The sequence below is a fragment of the Corynebacterium sp. MSK195 genome (assembly GCF_030228885.1).
In the GTDB taxonomy this organism is placed as follows: Bacteria; Actinomycetota; Actinomycetes; order Mycobacteriales; family Mycobacteriaceae; genus Corynebacterium.
This window is the reverse complement of record NZ_JASPGT010000004.1, coordinates 97818-113888: the sequence shown is the minus strand read 5'-3', so window position 1 is coordinate 113888 and position 16071 is coordinate 97818. Positions and strand designations below refer to the sequence as shown.

Genomic DNA, 16071 nt, shown 5'->3' with positions numbered 1-16071 from the left:
GCGAACACCCCTGCAGCGCGCGGATATGCACCCGCAATCCGTGCAGTAGGGAAGTGTTCGCTTCTTTGCGTTGAAAGAGCCACACTGATGTCGTCACAGTCACAGCCTCTGTCTCCCCAGAAGGCAAGCAAGAACGTGAAGGGTAAACTGCGCTTTTCGCGCAAACAGAAGAACCCTACCGGGGAGATGACCTTGGTGGAGCACCTGCAGGAGCTGCGCCGTCGCATCATTATTTCCGTGTTAGCGGTTGTCGTCGGGGCCATCATTGGGTTCATTTGGTACCAACGAGCCCCATTCGGGCTGTCTCCGTTGGGTGAAATTCTACGAGAGCCGTATTGTGCGCTGCCCCCCGATAAGCGAGCATCCTTCAGTGCGGACGGCGAGTGCCGACTATTGGCCACCAGCCCGTTTGAAATGCTCCTGTTGCGCCTAAAAGTAGGTGCCTTGGCCGGCACCGTATTGTCTTCTCCGGTGTGGCTGTATCAGGTCTGGGCCTTCGTTGTGCCAGGTCTCCATAAGAACGAGCGCCGCTACACGTTGAGCTTTGTCAGCGCCGCGGTGGGCCTATTCGTTGCCGGTGCCGTGCTGGCCTATTTCATCTTGTCCGTGGGTTTGGAATTCCTCATGGGTATCGGCGCCGAGTACCAAACAGCGGCCCTGACCGGTGAGCGATATTTCTACTTTCTCCTGGCCCTGCTGCTCATCTTTGGCATCAGCTTTGAAATCCCACTGCTTATCGTGTCCCTGAACCTTATTGGCGTGCTCGAGTATGAACACGTCAAAGACAAGCGTCGCATCATCATTGTCGTCGTGATGATTTTCGCCGCCTTCGTCACCCCAGGCCAGGATCCTTTCTCGATGGTGGTACTGGCTGGTTCACTCATCTTGCTCATCGAGATCGCATTCCAGTTCTGCCGCCTCCACGATAAGCGCATGCAGCGCGAACGCCCCGAGTGGATGGATCTCGATGATGAGACTGCTTCGCCGCTTGGCGCTGCACCACAAGCCGTTGGAGGGCCAACTCCTGTCGAGGCGCCGAGCAGAGTAAGCCCTTCACCGGGACCCTCTCAGCCCGTTTCACATCCAGTACAACAGGCACAGCAGCAGCCGCAGCAGACGTGGACCACCGGTGGCAAGAACGCTCCGTCGACAAGCGGCGGCTTTTTCGACGATGTCCTTTAGGCGCGGGTAGCCTGGGGAGTCATGACTGAAACTCATCTGGATTCTTTTACCGCAGCCCTGCCATACCCGTTGGATGAGTTCCAGGTAAAGGGCTGCCAGGCCGTGGAAAACGGTCACGGCGTACTGGTCTGCGCGCCGACTGGCGCCGGCAAAACCATCGTGGGTGAATTTGCGGTTTCCTTGGCACTGAGCCGGGGAACCAAGTGCTTTTATACGACGCCGATTAAAGCCTTGAGCAACCAGAAGTACCACGACTTGGTGGAAGAGCATGGCGAAGAAGCCGTAGGCCTGCTCACCGGTGACGTATCGATCAACTCTGATGCAGAGATCGTCGTCATGACCACAGAGGTGCTGCGCAATATGATTTACGCAGAATCCGCGGCCCTCGATCGCTTGACCCACGTGGTTATGGATGAAATCCACTTTTTGGCCGATGCATCGCGCGGCGCGGTATGGGAAGAGGTCATCCTCAACCTCGCGGACCATGTCTCCATCATCGGCCTATCTGCCACAGTGTCCAATTCGGAAGAATTCGGCGATTGGCTTTCTACGGTGCGCGGCGATACCACCGTCATCGTCTCCGAACACCGCCCAGTTCCCCTCGACCAGTGGATGATGCTGGGACGCAAGATTTATCCGCTCTTCGAACCAGAATCTGGCGGCCAGGTCAACGCCGAGCTAGAGCGTAGGATCCAGCGCCTTGAGGCCGGTGATACCGACGATGGTCGCGCGGACTATAAGTCCGGCAAAGGTTTTCGCGCCCGCGCCCGTCACAAGGGCGGCGGACGCAGCGAATTCCACGGTAAGGGAAGGGGACGCTCCGGCGCCGCCCGGGAGCAGGATCGCTATCGCCCCTTGGGCCGCCCAGAGGTATTGAAGGTATTGCAATCGCAGGACATGCTTCCGGCGATCACCTTCATCTTCTCCCGTGCAGGCTGCGATGGCGCTCTCTATCAGTGCCTGCGCAGCCGGATGGTGCTTACCTCCCAAGAGGAAGCACAGCAGATTAAAGACATTGTCGATGCGGGTGTGGAAGGTATCCCTGAAGAAGATCTGCAGGTTCTAGACTTCAAACGCTGGCGCGAAGCCCTGTCCCGTGGCTTTGCCGCGCACCATGCGGGCATGCTGCCCGCCTTCCGGCATATCGTGGAAGACCTATTCGTACGCGGGCTCGTCCGCGCCGTGTTCGCAACCGAAACCCTTGCTCTCGGCATCAATATGCCGGCGCGCACCGTGGTGCTAGAAAAGCTCATTAAGTTCAATGGTGAGGCGCACGTCGATCTCACCCCAGGCCAGTACACGCAGCTGACTGGCCGGGCAGGACGCCGTGGCATCGATACATTGGGCAATGCAGTTGTGCAATGGGCACCCGCCATGGATCCGCGTCAAGTAGCTGGCCTTGCTTCTACCCGTACGTATCCTCTCATTTCCACTTTTGCACCGGGTTACAATATGGCGATCAATTTGCTGGGAATGCTTGGTTTCGAGGAATCTCTCCGCCTTTTGGAAAAGTCCTTCGCACAGTTCCAGGCCGATGGCTCCGTCGTGGAGGAAACTCGCGAGATTGAACGCGCGGAACATCGCGTGCGCGAGCTGCGCAACCAGCTCGATGATGCCGTGGCGTCGCTTGCACCACCTGCTAAAGACGGGGAAGATCCCGCCGAGGTTCTCATGGACTATGTCCGCCTGCGCCGCGAGCTCACAGCGGAGGAAAAGCAATCAAAAATCGATAGTGCCAATCAACGAAACCAAGAGGTTATCGCGGTACTGGGGCGCCTGCAGCTGGGCGATGTTATTGCCATGCCCGGCAAGAAGCGTCCAATTCTCGCCGCGGTTGTTACTCCCGCTAACCAAACCGCGGATCCCCGCCCGTGGATTACCACTGAGTCCGGGTGGTCGGGACGTATCGATGCAACCGGAATCAATAACCCACCGATCCAAGTCGGTAGCATCAAGATCCCCAAGCCGGTGCGCAAGAATCCGCGCCGCAATACCCGATATGTGCAAGATGTCTTGCACCGCGAACACTTCGACCGGCCCAAGCGCATGAAGTCGCACACCCGCGCTCGGCCAAATAAGCGGGTGGGTCAGTTGCGCGACGCACTGCGTGCTCATCCAGCTCACGAGTGGCCGGCTACTGACCGCGAACAGCTAGCGGGCCTGGCACAAAAGCTGGCACGGCGCGAGCGTGATCGGGACAAGCTGCAGTCCAAGGTCAATAAAGCTACGGATACATTGGGTCGCACCTTCGAGCGCATTGTGGACCTCCTCGCAGAGATGGACTACGTCGAGTTCACCGGGGCCGGTGCCGATCGCACGCCGGTGATCACGGAGGAAGGCGAGCGCCTTGCCAAAATTCACAGCGAATCCGATTTGCTCGTGGCTCAATGCCTCAAGCGCGGAATTTGGGATGAACTCGATCCTGCAGAGCTGGCCGGCGTTGCCTCCCTGTGCTGTTTCGAAAACCGCAAGGCCACCAGTGGGCAACCGGAAGCAGCCACCGAGCGCATGGCTGACGCTATGAATGCCACGTGGCGCGTGTACACCGAACTTACCGCTGATGAGCAGCGCCACCGGCTGCCGCCCACCCGTGAACCAGAGGCCGGATTCGCTTTGGCCGTACACCAATGGGCGGCTGGGGCGCCTTTGGGCTACTGCATGGCTGCGGCAAATGAAGCCGGCGCCGAGCTCACCCCCGGTGATTTTGTCCGCTGGTGCCGCCAAGTTATTGACCTGCTCCAACAGGTGGCTAAGACGGGGTACGACGGCGAAATTCAGCGCAACGCCCGCCGGGCCATCGACGCAATTCAGCGCGGTGTCGTAGCCATAGGCGCCTAAAATCCGCGGCGCGGACGAGTAGACTCTTGGGTATGACTGATACTCAGACTTTTTCCGCTGATGTCTACGCCCAGCGTCTGCACGCCGCCCAAAAGGCGGCTGCAGACAAGGGCATCGATCTGCTCCTCATTGGTACGGGACCAGACTTTGCCTACCTCACCGGCTCCTGGGTTTCTTCCCACGAACGCTTGACGGTCTTGGTCGTGCCGCAGCAGGGCAATGCATGGATCGCCGCGCCTAATACCGATATCACCGATATCAAGGCTGCTCCAGTAGGTGAGCTAGATGTAGAGTTGCGTGGCTGGAATGACGGAGAAAATCCTTATGAGCTTGCACTGCGTGGCGCAGGCGACGGACTAGGCAAGGTAGCACTGGGGCAGTCGCTGACTGCAGACCACGTGCTGCGTTTCCAAGATCTGCTTCCACACGCCAGCTTTGAACTGGCCACTTACGCACTGGCCGAACTCTTTACCCGCAAAGACGAGGCTGAGATTGCTGAGCTGCGCAAGGCCGGCCATGCCATTGACGCGGTCCACGCGCAGGTACCGCAGCTTTTGCAGGCCGGTCGCACCGAGGCCGAGGTGGCCCACGAACTGGAAAAGCTCATTCTGCAGGAGCATTCCGTTATCGATTTCGTCATCGTCGGCTCGGGCCCGAATGGTGCCAACCCGCACCATAGCTTTTCGGATCGCCGGCTGGCTGAGGGCGAGCCAGTCGTCGTCGATATCGGAGGCACTTTGCCTTCCGGCTACCACTCCGATTGCACCCGCACCTACGTAGTGGGCGGGGATATTTCCAAGGCCCCGCAGGATTTCCAGGATGCCTATGGCGTGCTTGCCGACGCCCAAGCTGCCGCCCGCGCAGCATCCCACCCCGGCAGCACTGCCGCAGACATCGATGCCATTGCCCGCCAGGCGATCTCGGCAGCCGGTTGGGGCGACTACTTTGTCCACCGCACCGGACATGGCATCGGCCTGTCCACGCACGAGGAGCCTTTCATTATGGAAGGCAACGATCTCGCCTTGGAAGAAGGCATGGCATTTTCCATTGAGCCGGGTATCTACTTGGAAGGCAAGTGGGGCATGCGCTTGGAAGACATCGTGGTGCTGACCAATGACGGATACGAGTCCCTCAACCAAGCTCCGCGTGACGTCCGTTAATGGCTGGCGTACTGATTCTGGGCGGCCGCAGCGATATTGGCGGAGAAATCGCTAGGAGAGTAGCCCCAGGCCACGATATAGTGCTCGCCGCTCGTGGCACCCACGGTATGGAAGGCGTGGAAGGCCGGCTCCGGGCGGCGGGTGCGCGCAGCATTCATCTGCTTGATTTCGACGCCGCAGATTTTCCGTCCCATGCCGGTGTGGTTGAGCGCGCCATAGAGCTGGCAGGCTCCCTTGAGCTTGCTGTCGTCGCCTTTGGGATCCTGGGCGATCAGCAGCGGGCAGAACGCGATGCTTCCCACGCGGTCGACATCGCCACGATCGATTATGCCGCGCAGATTTCACTGCTTACACTCGTTTCCCAGCGTATGCACCGCGGCCATATCGTCGCCTTTTCCTCGATAGCAGGCTGGCGGGCCCGCCGGGCAAACTACGTGTACGGATCTACCAAGGCTGGTCTTGATGCCTTTTGTCAGGGGCTGGCGGACAAGCTGCATGGCAGCCAGGTAGGCCTTATTACTGCGCGCCCTGGCTTTGTCATCGGCAGCATGACGGAAGGAATGAAGCCGGCGCCACTTTCCGTGCGTCCGGCAGATGTGGCCGAGGCAGTAGTCGGCTGCATTGACCGCGATGCACGGCGCGGTAAGCCGCGTTCGCGCACCGTGTGGATTCCTCGGGCTCTGCAGGGCCTAGCGTGGGTCATGCGGCTTGTACCGCGCCCACTCTGGCGGCATATGCCGCGCTAAACTCTGCGCTCTCGTTACTCTGCGCGTAGCAGGGGAGAGTTGATGTCGAAGATAAAACCGCGTGGGGCGAGTACGCGCAGCACCACTTCGGCATCACCCTCGGCAATATTGTGAAAGACTAATCCGCCCCACGGGGTGACGGTGATGTCTACCTCTAACTGGCCTATGAGCTGCGCAAACTCAGCAGGGATGGCGCCGCGGTGCACGCCCGCGCCCAGATCGACAACGCCCGCAGGCAAATGATCATCCAACCAGCCAATGGGGCCTGGTTCTGCCAGGGCGGAGGCATTATGCACTAGGGATTCGGTGCCTTGGAGCACCGCCTCATAGTGCTGGGCAGCAGCCTGTGGAGTCAGTGGGGCAGAGGGGGCGTCGCCAAGCGGGGAACACTCAAGGCGCAGGGCTCCGTCCCCGTCGATGCTAAGGCTGACTGCGGCCGCGCCGGTCGGTACGTCGTCGTGGGCGATAACGGCCAGTCCGGGACCGCCTTCCGTCGCTTCCAGCTCGGCCGCGATGTCCTGGGCCGTTTGCTTGGCCTCCGCTGACAAAGGCGAAGCCAGCACCGGCATCGCCGTGGCGCGCAACTGCAACTGCTGGAGCTGCTGATTGAGTGCCTCCGCATCCTTAATACTGCGCAGCTCGATTGCGGAAAACCGGTCGATGTAGACATACCCATCCGCAACAGCACTGGCGCACTGCGCCAAAGTAACCCAATCCTGGGCGTGGGTGCTGCCACCGGCAACGTGGATGCGGATGCACGTGCCGTACTGGGGGTCTTCAAAAAGCGCAGGAGTAAACATGCGCACTAGTCTAACCTGCCACGGCTGCAGCTTCGCGCATGAGTGTTGCCAGCACTTTATCAGTCTGCCTCGTTAGACTGAGGCCATGCCGTTTATGTATTTTGCTCTCTACATGGTCGCAGAGACCCTGACCTTCTGGGCCGTTTCTCAATGGATCGGTGTTGGCTGGGCGCTTATCGCGCTCTTTGTCACCATGTTCTTCGGAATGTCCATCGCTGGCATTGAAGTGCGCCGTCTGATGGGAAAGCAGGTCGAACGCACTGGAGACGGTACATACGTCGTGCGCGGCGGCAATGTGGGCAAGACCGCCAGCAATGTGGGCCTTACCTTGGTAGGCGGCATGTTGCTTTCTTTGCCGGGCTTCTTGACGACGATCCTCGGAGCCCTCTTTATCTTCGCGCCGACCCGCGCCGTCTTCCGCACGTTGATGGCGGCCTCTTTGTACCGCAAGATCGAAAACATGGGCGTTAAAATCTACGAGGCCACCCCAATGGCGCAGCAGCACGACTCTTATGGCGACTTTGGCTCCTTTGGACGTGGCCAAGCAACCCAAAGTGGGCACCCCAGCACGCAAGATGTTGGCCCGCATGAGGTGTTGGATGAGGAGGAGATCCGCCGCTGGAGTGAGAACCTGGATCCAGATGACTTCGGCCCCTCCGGTGGCGAGTCCAAGGGCGGAAAGAGCTAGTGATGCTGACTCTTGCCCGCCTCGTAGTGGCGGGTCTTTCTGGTCTGCTCACGTATGCCGCCATCGAGCCCCGTGGCTGGTGGTGGGCTGCCATTGTGGGCGTGGGCTTGCTGTACGCGAGCTTGCTGCCGTGGGGAACTAGGCACGTTTCCGCCCGTGTAGGCGCGCTTCTTGCAGTCGCGCATTCGCTCGTGCTGTACCTGCTAACACTGCCATGGATCGGCGAATTGGTGGGCAGCGGGCCATACATCGCTTTAGCCGTATGGCTTTCGGTATACGCCATTGTGCTGGGCCTTGGCGGCGCGGCGGTAGCGCGGTGGAAATACGGTTTTATTGCCTTCCCGTTCTTCTACCTCGCGGTGGAGGTGCTGCGTTCTTCGGTACCTTTCGGCGGTTTCTCTTGGGTGAAATTGGCTTGGGGACAAGTCGACGGACCGCTAGCCAACCTGGCGCCGTGGGGTGGAACCTCGCTCATTACCGCAGCCACAGTTTTGTGCGGCTGCGGTCTCGCTGCGCTCCTGATTCAACGCGGATGGAAGGCCAAGAGCGCCGCACTCCTAGCAGCTATCCTTCCCCTTGCAAGCGCGACGGTGGCAGGCTTAGGCATCAACCGAGACGATTTGACTGTCGGAGAAGCAAAGGTTGCCGCAATCCAAGGAAACGTACCTCGCATGGGCCTAGACTTTGCCGGGCAACGCCAGGCGGTCCTCAACAACCACGTGGCCGAAACAAAGAAGCTGGCATCGCGCGACAAGGACATCGACCTAGTCATCTGGCCCGAAAACTCCTCCGATATCAACCCATTCCGTGACGGAAAGGCAGCCTCGGCGATCAGTGGTGCCGTCGATGCGATAGATGCACCTGTTTTGGTTGGCACCGCTACGCGGGATGAGGTGGGAGCCCGCAACACAATGCAGGTCTTTGCTCCCGGACATACGGTGGGAGACCATCACTATAAGAAGTACCTGCAGCCCTTCGGTGAAACCATGCCCATGCGGGATTTCTTTGCCAAGTTTTCTGACTATGTGGACCTCGCCGGCGATTTTAAGCCCGGTAACGGCCCAGGCGTTGTCTCCATGGCGGGCGTGCCGGTTGGCGTGGCAACGTGCTACGAAGTCTCCTTCGATAACGCCTTTAGGGAGTCGGTGAAAAATGGCGCGCAACTGCTGACGACTCCTACCAACAATGCAACATTTGGCTACTCCGAGATGACCTACCAACAATTGGCCATGAGCCGATTGCGTGCCATGGAGACGGACCGAGCTGTGGTGGTGGCGGCGACTTCCGGAGTATCCGCCATTGTTCACCCAGATGGACACGTTAGCCAGTCCACGGAGATTTTCACGCCGGATGCGTTGGTAGAGCAGTTGCCCTTGCGTAGCGGCGAGACCTTTTCTGTGAGGTTTGGTTCGCCCCTGCAATGGCTCATGGTTATTATTGGAACAGTCTGCGCACTGGTAGCTTTGCGCACAAACCGCCTGCGACGCACCCCGCGCCGCTCCGGCACAGATACATACGTAGGAGCATAAACACTGTGAGCACGCTTGAATCCTCGACCTTGGTCATCATCCCGACCTATAACGAGATCGAAAATCTTCCTCTCATTACTGGACGCGTCCGTGAGGCGGTCCCAGAGGTCCATATCCTCATCGTGGACGATAACTCTCCCGATGGAACTGGTGACAAGGCCGATGAGTTCGCAGCACAGGATGACCACATCCACGTTCTCCACCGCGAGGGCAAAGGCGGCCTGCTAGGCGCTTATATCGCCGGCTTTGAGTGGGGATTGGAGCGCGACTACCAGGTGCTGTGTGAGATGGATGCAGACGGCTCCCATGCCCCGGAACAGCTTCACCTGCTGCTGGAAGAGGTGGACAAGGGCGCGGACCTGGTTATCGGCTCCCGCTATATCCCAGGTGGCGAGACCGTCAACTGGCCGGCTTCTCGTGAGTACCTCTCCCGCTTGGGCAATATCTACATCTCCGTAGCGCTGGGCGCTGGGCTTTCCGATATGACCGCCGGTTACCGTGCGTTCCGCCGCGAGCTGCTCGAGTCCATCGACTTTGATGAGCTGTCCAAGGCCGGCTACATTTTCCAGGTGGATTTGGCTTTCCGTGCTGTCAAGGCTGGCTTTGACGTCCGCGAGGTTCCCATTACCTTTACCGAGCGCGAATATGGCGAATCTAAGCTTGATGGTTCCTTCGTGAAGGATTCCTTGCTCGAGGTCACCAAGTGGGGCGTTGCTCATCGCGCTGAGCAGCTGCAGGACTTTGGTGGCGCCGTGTCCCAGTTGGTCAACCGTGAAGTCAAGGACGGCTCCATTCACGATCTAGGCGTTCAGGCCCGTAAGGGCGCCGGCTGGGTCTCTGACTTCGCCAGCGAGATCGGGCATCTGGCAAAGCACCAGATTGCGCAGCTCAAGAAGTAGGCGCAACCGCAACGCATAAGGCCCGTACCGTCCCTTAGTTAGAGTAGGGAGGTACGGGCCTTTTGCTGCCGCAGAACTTTAAGAGTTCTTTTGCTGCTGCTCCTGCTGTTCCTTCAGGAGGCGGGCTGCGGAACGGCGGCGGGAGCGCAGGTGGTTAATGCGCTCTTCAAGCAGCTCATCGAGCTCCTCAATGGAGCGGCGCTCACGCAGCATATCCCAGTGGGTGCGTGGTGGCTTAGCGGGCTTAGACTCAACGCCTTCACCTTCTACCAGGTGGCCCAGCTTGCCGTTCTTGCACATCCATTCTTCAGGGATTTCAGCATCATCCGCGAAAGGCACCTCGTAAATCTCGCCGTCTTCGGTGCGGTACTTCACCATCTGGCGCGGTGCGAGGTCGTGGTCGCGGTCGGTTTCGTAGCTGACTGCGCCCATACGGCTGCCACGGAGTACGCGATCTGCCATGCAACATCATCCTTTTCAAAGAGATCCCTGATTGAGTGCGAAGCAAAACTTCGCCTAAGAGCTACTAATTATAACGAACCCCCACGCGTCTTTGTTCCCAGCCCGCCTAAAATGGACTAAAGTGTATCGGGTGATCCGTACAGCTAGTCGTGAACGCAACGTCGGTTCCTGCCAATGGTGTGGGAAGGACATTGACCAAGGCGGTAGGGGGCGGCCACGAAAGTTTTGCAGCGCCTCCTGTAAGCAGCGGGCTTATGAGCAAAGAAATAACGTCAGTGGCACGGGGATTCCCGCCAATGCCGTGATCCTTACTCCAGAAAAGGCAGAGAGTTTGCGCGACGGACTTTTTGAACTACGTTGTTCCGCAGAAGATATCAACACCGCCGCGGAGGAAGGCGCTAGTGCGCAGGAACTTGCCGGTTTGTGCGAAGAGCTTGTTGCCCTGGCGCGACGTCTAGAAGGACTTCGATAGAAGATGAAAAAGCTTTTTTATAACCGCAAGCTCGTCATCACCATCTTTGTGGTGCTGATTGTGTTGCTCACCGCCGTGGCCATTGGCCCGATGGTGTATTCGCTCCTCAAGGGCGCCGGAGTAAAGACCGAACCAGTTTCTGCCGACGGCGTAAAGGCCGCATCAACGGAGCTCGATGGCACCTGGGAGGTAGCCAAGGGCCGTGCTAATAATCATACCTCGGTTGGTTTTACCTTTAATGAGGTTCTACCTGCGGAAAGGACCACCACATCGGGATCCACCACGGAGGTAACCGGCCAGGCGGATATTTCTGATTCCACCCTGAAAACAGCCACGGTCACCGTTGATATGGACGAGCTGACCACGGATAAGAAGGTCCGCGACCAGAACATGAAGTCCAAGCTCTTTGAGACCCAGCTTTTCCCGGAGTCTTCTTTTGAGCTGACTAAGCCGGCCTCGCTTGCCGACGTCCCGGATGACGGCACCATTGGCAAGGTTGAGCTCACCGGCGATCTGACGATCAAGAATAAGACGCACGAGATCACTCAAGAGTTTGACGTCCTTCGCGATGGAGACCAGATCGTTATCGGCGGCACCGTGCCAGTTGATCGCCTTGATTACGGCGTAGAGACCCCGGAGATGCTCGCCGCGAAGGTCGAGGAAAAGGGCGAAGTAAATCTCCGCATTTCCTTCGAGAAGAACTAGCGAGGGCCTAGCCTGTGAATTCCCGTCAGATTATCCCGTTTATGTGGCTGCGCCTCGTCGTCGTCATCGGGTTTACCATTTTCGTAGCCGTTCAACAGATGTGGGTCATTGTGGCCATCTCGATTCTTTTGGCGCTGTTGACTATCTGGCAGCTGTGGAGCGCTTACCGGAATCGCTAATGAGACCTTCACGGCGTTGAGGGAACTTCCCCGAATAACGTCAATGTGACGTTATATAGTGGTGTAGTTGACCCCACTAGAAGAGCATATTTTTGCCCGATATCAGCTTTTCGGTCGCCGAGCGATACGCCGCCAATAACGGTTGGCCGCTGAATGAAGAAGTCCCGAAAGACTGATGGGGCCCGCTGTCGTAAACCCGAGCCCTAATGAGCTACAGCCGGAATCCATACCTGGGCCTGAGTCTGGCGGCCGGTGCATGGCGCGGCGGAGACCGCGGGGCGTCGCCAAGCAAAGCGCCGTAACATCGCGCGGAAATTGAAGGAAGCTGAACCGGGGCCCAATAGATGGGCTGGAAAGATGAGTTAGCACTCGGGCGCATATGGGAGCGACACACGGTGGCCTTCGGATATCTGTAAATGTCCGATAATGTACATTATGTCATTTTAAAGATGAGTGCGGTTCCCTCTCGTTGCTCTATCGTCGTACATGGCTTGCTGTCGCGGTCCTGAGATGGCCTCCACCAAGGGGCAATCCCACCCCGCTGGCGTCCTGAAAGGCAGACGAGTGCGTAAAATTGGCACCATGACAATTCAGCACGTAGTAGATAAGCCTTCCCGCGCAGCTCTCTTTCTTGTCCTTGAGATCAAGGACGGCGGTGAGCAAGCCACCCGCGATATGCTCACGGGGTTTGCCGGACTGTTTAAGTCCGTCAATTTCCGCTATAACGAAGGCGAACTTTATACCGTAGTCGGCATTGGTGCCTCCATGTGGCCACGTTTGACCAGTGCACCTATGCCCGAACGCCTGAAGGAATTTGAGGCAATTGACGCCGCGCATAAGGCCCCGGCCACGCCAGGCGATATTCTTCTCCACTTCCGTGCAAATAACTATGACCTGTGCCATGAGATGGCCCGCCAGGTATTGGATCGGCTGGGCGATGCCGCCAGGGTTATCGATGAGACCCAAGGTTTCAAGTACTTAGACCAGCGCGACTTGCTGGGCTTTGTGGATGGCACCGCCAATCCCCTCGCCGAAGAGGCTTTAGATACCGTGCTCCTTGGCGACGACGCCGATTACCCCCGTGGCTCCTATGTCACCGTCCAAAAATATATCCACGACCTAGCCAAGTGGAACGAGCTGAGCACCGAGGAGCAAGAAAAGGTCATCGGCCGCACCAAGGCCGACGATATCGAGTTGGATGACGATACCAAGCCCACTAATTCTCACGTAGCCCTCAATGACCTTGAGGAAGATATTTACCGCGAGAACATGGTCTTTGGCTCTTTCGCTGCGGGTGAGATGGGCACTTACTTCATCGGCTATGCCAAGGACCCAGAAAACGTCATGGAGCGCCTGCGCAATATGTTCATTGGCAAGCCGGAGGGAAACTACGACCGCATCTTGGACTTTTCCACCGCGCTTACAGGCACCAATTTCTTTGTGCCCAGCGCGGATCTGATGAAGAACTTCGACGAACTGCCGCCGGCCTAACGCCGGCCCCCGCGGTTGCGGTGGGCCAACCCAAATTGCACCGAGTCAATCATCCCGAGCGTCATAAGGGCCTCGCGGAGGGCAAATTGGAAGGTCCACAAGCGGCGGAAGACTGGGTCGAATCCAGCGGCCGCTGCCTCCCGTAGGTGTCCATCAAAAAAGGATCGCTGCTGACGCAGGGACTCCAGGTAATGGGTGCCCACGTGTGTTTCGGACACGATGCGCAGGTTGGAGTTCTTATCTACTAGCTGGTGCATCTCGGTGGTGAGCGGATAGTCCAACCCTGGCCACACATAGGCTCGCAAAGCCTGAAGCGAGGCCCTACCGGCCTCAGTCATCGACTCGGTCGCCACGATGGACTGGATTCCTGCCCGGCCATTAGGTGTCAAGAAGCGGTCGACTGCGCGGATGTACTCCTTGCGCTCACTAGCGCTGAGTTGTTCTACCTTTTCTACGGTGACGATGGCGTCATAGTGCCCGTGCCACTGCTTGGGGTTCGGGACGACGCCGGGAATGCGCTCGACATGGATGGAATCGTCTGCTCCCTCGAATACGAGGGCCTCGCGCATGTGGCTCATTTGGTCCACATCACTTGTCAAAACGTCCACTGTAGCGCGCCGCTTAGTCGCCCGCATCGCGGGCTGCATTCCGGCAGCCGGGTACACCAACAGGTGGGTTCCGGCGCCGGTACGGGTAGCGTCTAGCAGCCAATCCGCTGCGCGGCGCTGTGCATCTCCCAGATCATCCCTGTCCACACTTGTGGGCTCACTCAGCGTCGTGACATCGACGAAGTGGCTCTTCGGTTCCTTGCGGCCGGCCTTGGGGCTATAGCTTTCCACCGTTTCCCTAATGGTGGTCGGTACACCACTGGAAAATATCCCACCTACATGGCTTAATCCATCGCCGGCATAAAGCCGAACCAATTCCAGCGGCAGCTCCCCTGGCTCCGACTTACCAGCACCTAGCATCTTGGCTTTGGGAAGGTAACCCACTCCCAATAGGCGGCCGAGCACCTTTACTAGCTGCGAGGAAGAGGTAACGGTCCACTCTCCTGCCATATAACTTTCCGCAAATCCCAGCCAACCGCTAGCGGCAATGCGCTCAAACAAGGCATCATGCCCCACCTTGAGATCTGGTCCGCCTTCGGCTTCGAGGTCTAGTTCTAGTCCGGCATCATCGCAGGCCTTGGCAAATTCAGCCTCTGCCCGGCGGGCTTTCATTCCAGGCCAACGAGGTGCGGGAACCGTAGCCACATTGGGCCAGGATTCTGCATCGATAGAGCTCAAATGCTCAGGGCGGGTAAAAGACATAATGCCAGGTGCGCTCCTTGGTGGGCGGAGGAAGTCACTATCCGGAACAACCTTAGTCAGCTTTGTGCGCACCCCGGTTTAGGCGCTCCGCACAGCCGCGCCGGTTCTTCCCGCGGAATCTGCAACGCAGCGGCGGAAGTTTATCAGTCATTAAGTATGCGCGTTCTGTTTGAAGTGTTTAGACTGTATGGGTACTAAACATTAGCTTTCTTAAGGAAGGTAGCATTAAATCCATGACTGATACCCCTTATCGCCCCAACGGTGGCCGCCACCACGTCGTCGTGGTTGGCGCCGGCTTCGGTGGTCTCAACACCGTTCAGAAGCTGAAGAACGCCGATGTGGAAATCACCCTCATCGATAAGAAGAACCACCACCTGTTCCAGCCGATGCTGTACCAGGTAGCAACCGGCATGATTTCTGCCGGTGAGGTTGCCCCTTCCACCCGCCAGCTGCTGCGCGATCAGGACAACGTCCACTTCGTCAACGCTGAGGTAACTGATATCAATCTGGCGGATCAGACGGTGACCGCCGAGCAGGACGAGTTCTCCCGCACCTATGCTTATGACTCCCTGGTTGTCGCCGCAGGTTCCGGTCAGTCCTACTTTGGCAACGACCACTTCGCTGAATTCGCCCCAGGCATGAAGACCTTGGACGATGCTTTGGAGCTGCGCTCTCGCATCATCTCGGCGTTTGAAAAGGCTGAGCTTACCGACGACCCCGCAGAGCGCGAGCGCCTGCTCACCTTCATCATCGTTGGTGCTGGCCCAACCGGCGTTGAGCTCACCGGCCAGATTGCCGAATTGGCAAACCGTACCCTCAACGATGTCTACTCCAACTACGGCACCACCTCTGCCAAGATTTACCTGCTCGATGGCGCCCCACAGGTACTGCCGCCATTTGGTAAGCGCCTAGGCCGCAAGGCTCAGCGCACCTTGGAAAAGGAAGGCGTACAGGTGCACCTGAACGCTATGGTGACCGATGTAACCGCGGACACCGTCACCTACAAGGACATGAAGACCGAGGAGGAGACCACTCTGACGGGTGCTACCAAGATCTGGTCTGCTGGTGTGGCCGCTTCCCCACTGGGCAAGATGGTTGCAGAGCAGGCTGGCGTCGAGGCAGACCGCGCAGGTCGCGTCTCCGTGAACGAGGACCTGACCGTGGGCGAGCACAATAACGTCTACATGGTCGGTGACATGATCTCCCTCAACCGCCTGCCGGGTCTGGCACAGGTTGCAATCCAGGGCGGCGCGCACGTCGCTAAGCTCATTCAGGCCAAGGTGGACGAGGAATCTACCGCTAATGAGAAGGAAGCCTTCGACTACTTTGACAAGGGCTCCATGGCCATCGTCAAGCGCTTCAACGCCGTCGTTAAGCTGGGCAAGACCGAGTTCGGTGGCTTTGCCGGTTGGGTAGCATGGCTTGGCCTGCACCTGACCTACGTTATTGGTCTGCGTAGCCGCTTGGCCGTGCTGGTTAACTGGGCAACCAATATCCTCTCCCGCGATCGCGGCAATCTGGAGATCACCACCCAGCAGCGCATCGCACGCAATATCATTAACAAGAACGAGAAGTAATACCTCCTCGCTCGCATCGCCGCCCCACCTGCT

The 16071-nt window shown here is 58.4% G+C and carries 15 protein-coding genes; 12 read left to right on the top strand and 3 right to left on the bottom strand.

Going from position 1 to position 16071, the window contains the following annotated elements:
- Nucleotides 1-87: 87 nt before the first annotated feature.
- Genes tatC through QP909_RS05685 form a run of 4 tightly spaced genes read left to right on the top strand, consistent with a single transcriptional unit; the run spans nucleotide 88 to nucleotide 5926 of the window.
- Nucleotides 88-1182 carry a twin-arginine translocase subunit TatC gene (tatC, locus tag QP909_RS05700; protein ID WP_502868604.1) on the top strand — a complete coding sequence of 365 codons (1095 nt, stop codon included), beginning with the start codon at nucleotides 88-90 and terminating at the stop codon, nucleotides 1180-1182.
- A gap of 21 nt (nucleotides 1183-1203) precedes the next feature.
- Nucleotides 1204-4020, top strand: coding sequence for a DEAD/DEAH box helicase (locus QP909_RS05695; RefSeq protein ID WP_284766476.1), 2817 nt, complete (start codon nucleotides 1204-1206; stop codon nucleotides 4018-4020).
- A 32-nt stretch (nucleotides 4021-4052) separates the two neighbouring features.
- Nucleotides 4053-5180, top strand: coding sequence for a M24 family metallopeptidase (locus QP909_RS05690; RefSeq protein ID WP_284766475.1), 1128 nt, complete (start codon nucleotides 4053-4055; stop codon nucleotides 5178-5180).
- Nucleotides 5180-5926, top strand: coding sequence for an SDR family oxidoreductase (locus QP909_RS05685; protein WP_239278818.1), 747 nt, complete (start codon nucleotides 5180-5182; stop codon nucleotides 5924-5926). Before QP909_RS05690 ends, QP909_RS05685 begins: the two co-directional genes overlap by 1 nt.
- 14 nt (nucleotides 5927-5940) lie before the next feature.
- Here QP909_RS05685 and QP909_RS05680 read toward each other — a convergent pair whose 3' ends face one another.
- Nucleotides 5941-6726 carry a precorrin-3B synthase gene (locus QP909_RS05680; protein ID WP_284766474.1) on the bottom strand — a complete coding sequence of 262 codons (786 nt, stop codon included), beginning with the start codon at nucleotides 6724-6726 and terminating at the stop codon, nucleotides 5941-5943.
- 85 nt (nucleotides 6727-6811) lie between these two features.
- On the opposite strand from QP909_RS05680, the gene QP909_RS05675 reads away from it, so the two are divergent.
- From QP909_RS05675 to QP909_RS05665, 3 genes are read left to right on the top strand one after another with little or no spacing between them, the layout of a single operon-like run.
- Complete coding sequence (locus QP909_RS05675; RefSeq protein ID WP_284766473.1) at nucleotides 6812-7414, top strand: FxsA family protein; 603 nt, start codon at nucleotides 6812-6814, stop codon at nucleotides 7412-7414.
- Nucleotides 7415-7416: 2 nt separating this feature from the next.
- Nucleotides 7417-8943, top strand: a complete 1527-nt coding sequence (gene lnt, locus QP909_RS05670) for an apolipoprotein N-acyltransferase (protein WP_502868603.1) — start codon at nucleotides 7417-7419, stop codon at nucleotides 8941-8943.
- A 5-nt stretch (nucleotides 8944-8948) separates the two neighbouring features.
- Nucleotides 8949-9842, top strand: a complete 894-nt coding sequence (locus QP909_RS05665; RefSeq protein WP_225746958.1) for a polyprenol monophosphomannose synthase — start codon at nucleotides 8949-8951, stop codon at nucleotides 9840-9842.
- A 78-nt stretch (nucleotides 9843-9920) separates the two neighbouring features.
- Here QP909_RS05665 and QP909_RS05660 read toward each other — a convergent pair whose 3' ends face one another.
- On the bottom strand, nucleotides 9921-10304 hold the full coding sequence (locus tag QP909_RS05660) for an RNA polymerase-binding protein RbpA (protein WP_023021567.1): 384 nt from the start codon (nucleotides 10302-10304) through the stop codon (nucleotides 9921-9923).
- A gap of 130 nt (nucleotides 10305-10434) precedes the next feature.
- Between QP909_RS05660 and QP909_RS05655 the strand changes: the two genes are divergently transcribed.
- From QP909_RS05655 to QP909_RS05640, 4 genes are all read left to right on the top strand, one after another.
- Nucleotides 10435-10776 (top strand): hypothetical protein, encoded by a 342-nt coding sequence (locus tag QP909_RS05655; RefSeq protein WP_034655353.1) that lies wholly within the window; start codon nucleotides 10435-10437, stop codon nucleotides 10774-10776.
- A gap of 3 nt (nucleotides 10777-10779) precedes the next feature.
- Nucleotides 10780-11481 (top strand): YceI family protein, encoded by a 702-nt coding sequence (locus QP909_RS05650; protein ID WP_284766471.1) that lies wholly within the window; start codon nucleotides 10780-10782, stop codon nucleotides 11479-11481.
- A gap of 14 nt (nucleotides 11482-11495) precedes the next feature.
- Nucleotides 11496-11660, top strand: coding sequence for a hypothetical protein (locus QP909_RS05645; protein WP_284766470.1), 165 nt, complete (start codon nucleotides 11496-11498; stop codon nucleotides 11658-11660).
- A 582-nt stretch (nucleotides 11661-12242) separates the two neighbouring features.
- On the top strand, nucleotides 12243-13151 hold the full coding sequence (locus tag QP909_RS05640) for a Dyp-type peroxidase (protein ID WP_284766469.1): 909 nt from the start codon (nucleotides 12243-12245) through the stop codon (nucleotides 13149-13151).
- On the opposite strand, the gene QP909_RS05635 is transcribed toward QP909_RS05640, so the two are convergent.
- Nucleotides 13148-14461, bottom strand: a complete 1314-nt coding sequence (locus QP909_RS05635) for a class I SAM-dependent methyltransferase (RefSeq protein WP_284766468.1) — start codon at nucleotides 14459-14461, stop codon at nucleotides 13148-13150. The two genes, QP909_RS05640 and QP909_RS05635, sit on opposite strands and share 4 nt — an antisense overlap.
- A 233-nt stretch (nucleotides 14462-14694) precedes the next feature.
- On the opposite strand from QP909_RS05635, the gene QP909_RS05630 reads away from it, so the two are divergent.
- Nucleotides 14695-16038 (top strand): NAD(P)/FAD-dependent oxidoreductase, encoded by a 1344-nt coding sequence (locus tag QP909_RS05630; RefSeq protein ID WP_005324756.1) that lies wholly within the window; start codon nucleotides 14695-14697, stop codon nucleotides 16036-16038.
- The last annotated feature ends 33 nt before the right edge of the window (nucleotides 16039-16071 follow it).

What these genes read in the sequence shown, in the direction of transcription:
- tatC (WP_502868604.1), top strand. Translation starts at nt 88, where the DNA reads ATGTCGTCACAGTCACAGCCTCTGTCTCCCCAGAAGGCAAGCAAGAAC.
- QP909_RS05695 (WP_284766476.1), top strand. Translation starts at nt 1,204, where the DNA reads ATGACTGAAACTCATCTGGATTCTTTTACCGCAGCCCTGCCATACCCG.
- QP909_RS05690 (WP_284766475.1), top strand. Translation starts at nt 4,053, where the DNA reads ATGACTGATACTCAGACTTTTTCCGCTGATGTCTACGCCCAGCGTCTG.
- QP909_RS05685 (WP_239278818.1), top strand. Translation starts at nt 5,180, where the DNA reads ATGGCTGGCGTACTGATTCTGGGCGGCCGCAGCGATATTGGCGGAGAA.
- QP909_RS05680 (WP_284766474.1), bottom strand. Translation starts at nt 6,726, where the DNA reads ATGTTTACTCCTGCGCTTTTTGAAGACCCCCAGTACGGCACGTGCATC.
- QP909_RS05675 (WP_284766473.1), top strand. Translation starts at nt 6,812, where the DNA reads ATGCCGTTTATGTATTTTGCTCTCTACATGGTCGCAGAGACCCTGACC.
- lnt (WP_502868603.1), top strand. Translation starts at nt 7,417, where the DNA reads ATGCTGACTCTTGCCCGCCTCGTAGTGGCGGGTCTTTCTGGTCTGCTC.
- QP909_RS05660 (WP_023021567.1), bottom strand. Translation starts at nt 10,304, where the DNA reads ATGGCAGATCGCGTACTCCGTGGCAGCCGTATGGGCGCAGTCAGCTAC.
- QP909_RS05650 (WP_284766471.1), top strand. Translation starts at nt 10,780, where the DNA reads ATGAAAAAGCTTTTTTATAACCGCAAGCTCGTCATCACCATCTTTGTG.
- QP909_RS05640 (WP_284766469.1), top strand. Translation starts at nt 12,243, where the DNA reads ATGACAATTCAGCACGTAGTAGATAAGCCTTCCCGCGCAGCTCTCTTT.
- QP909_RS05635 (WP_284766468.1), bottom strand. Translation starts at nt 14,461, where the DNA reads ATGTCTTTTACCCGCCCTGAGCATTTGAGCTCTATCGATGCAGAATCC.
- QP909_RS05630 (WP_005324756.1), top strand. Translation starts at nt 14,695, where the DNA reads ATGACTGATACCCCTTATCGCCCCAACGGTGGCCGCCACCACGTCGTC.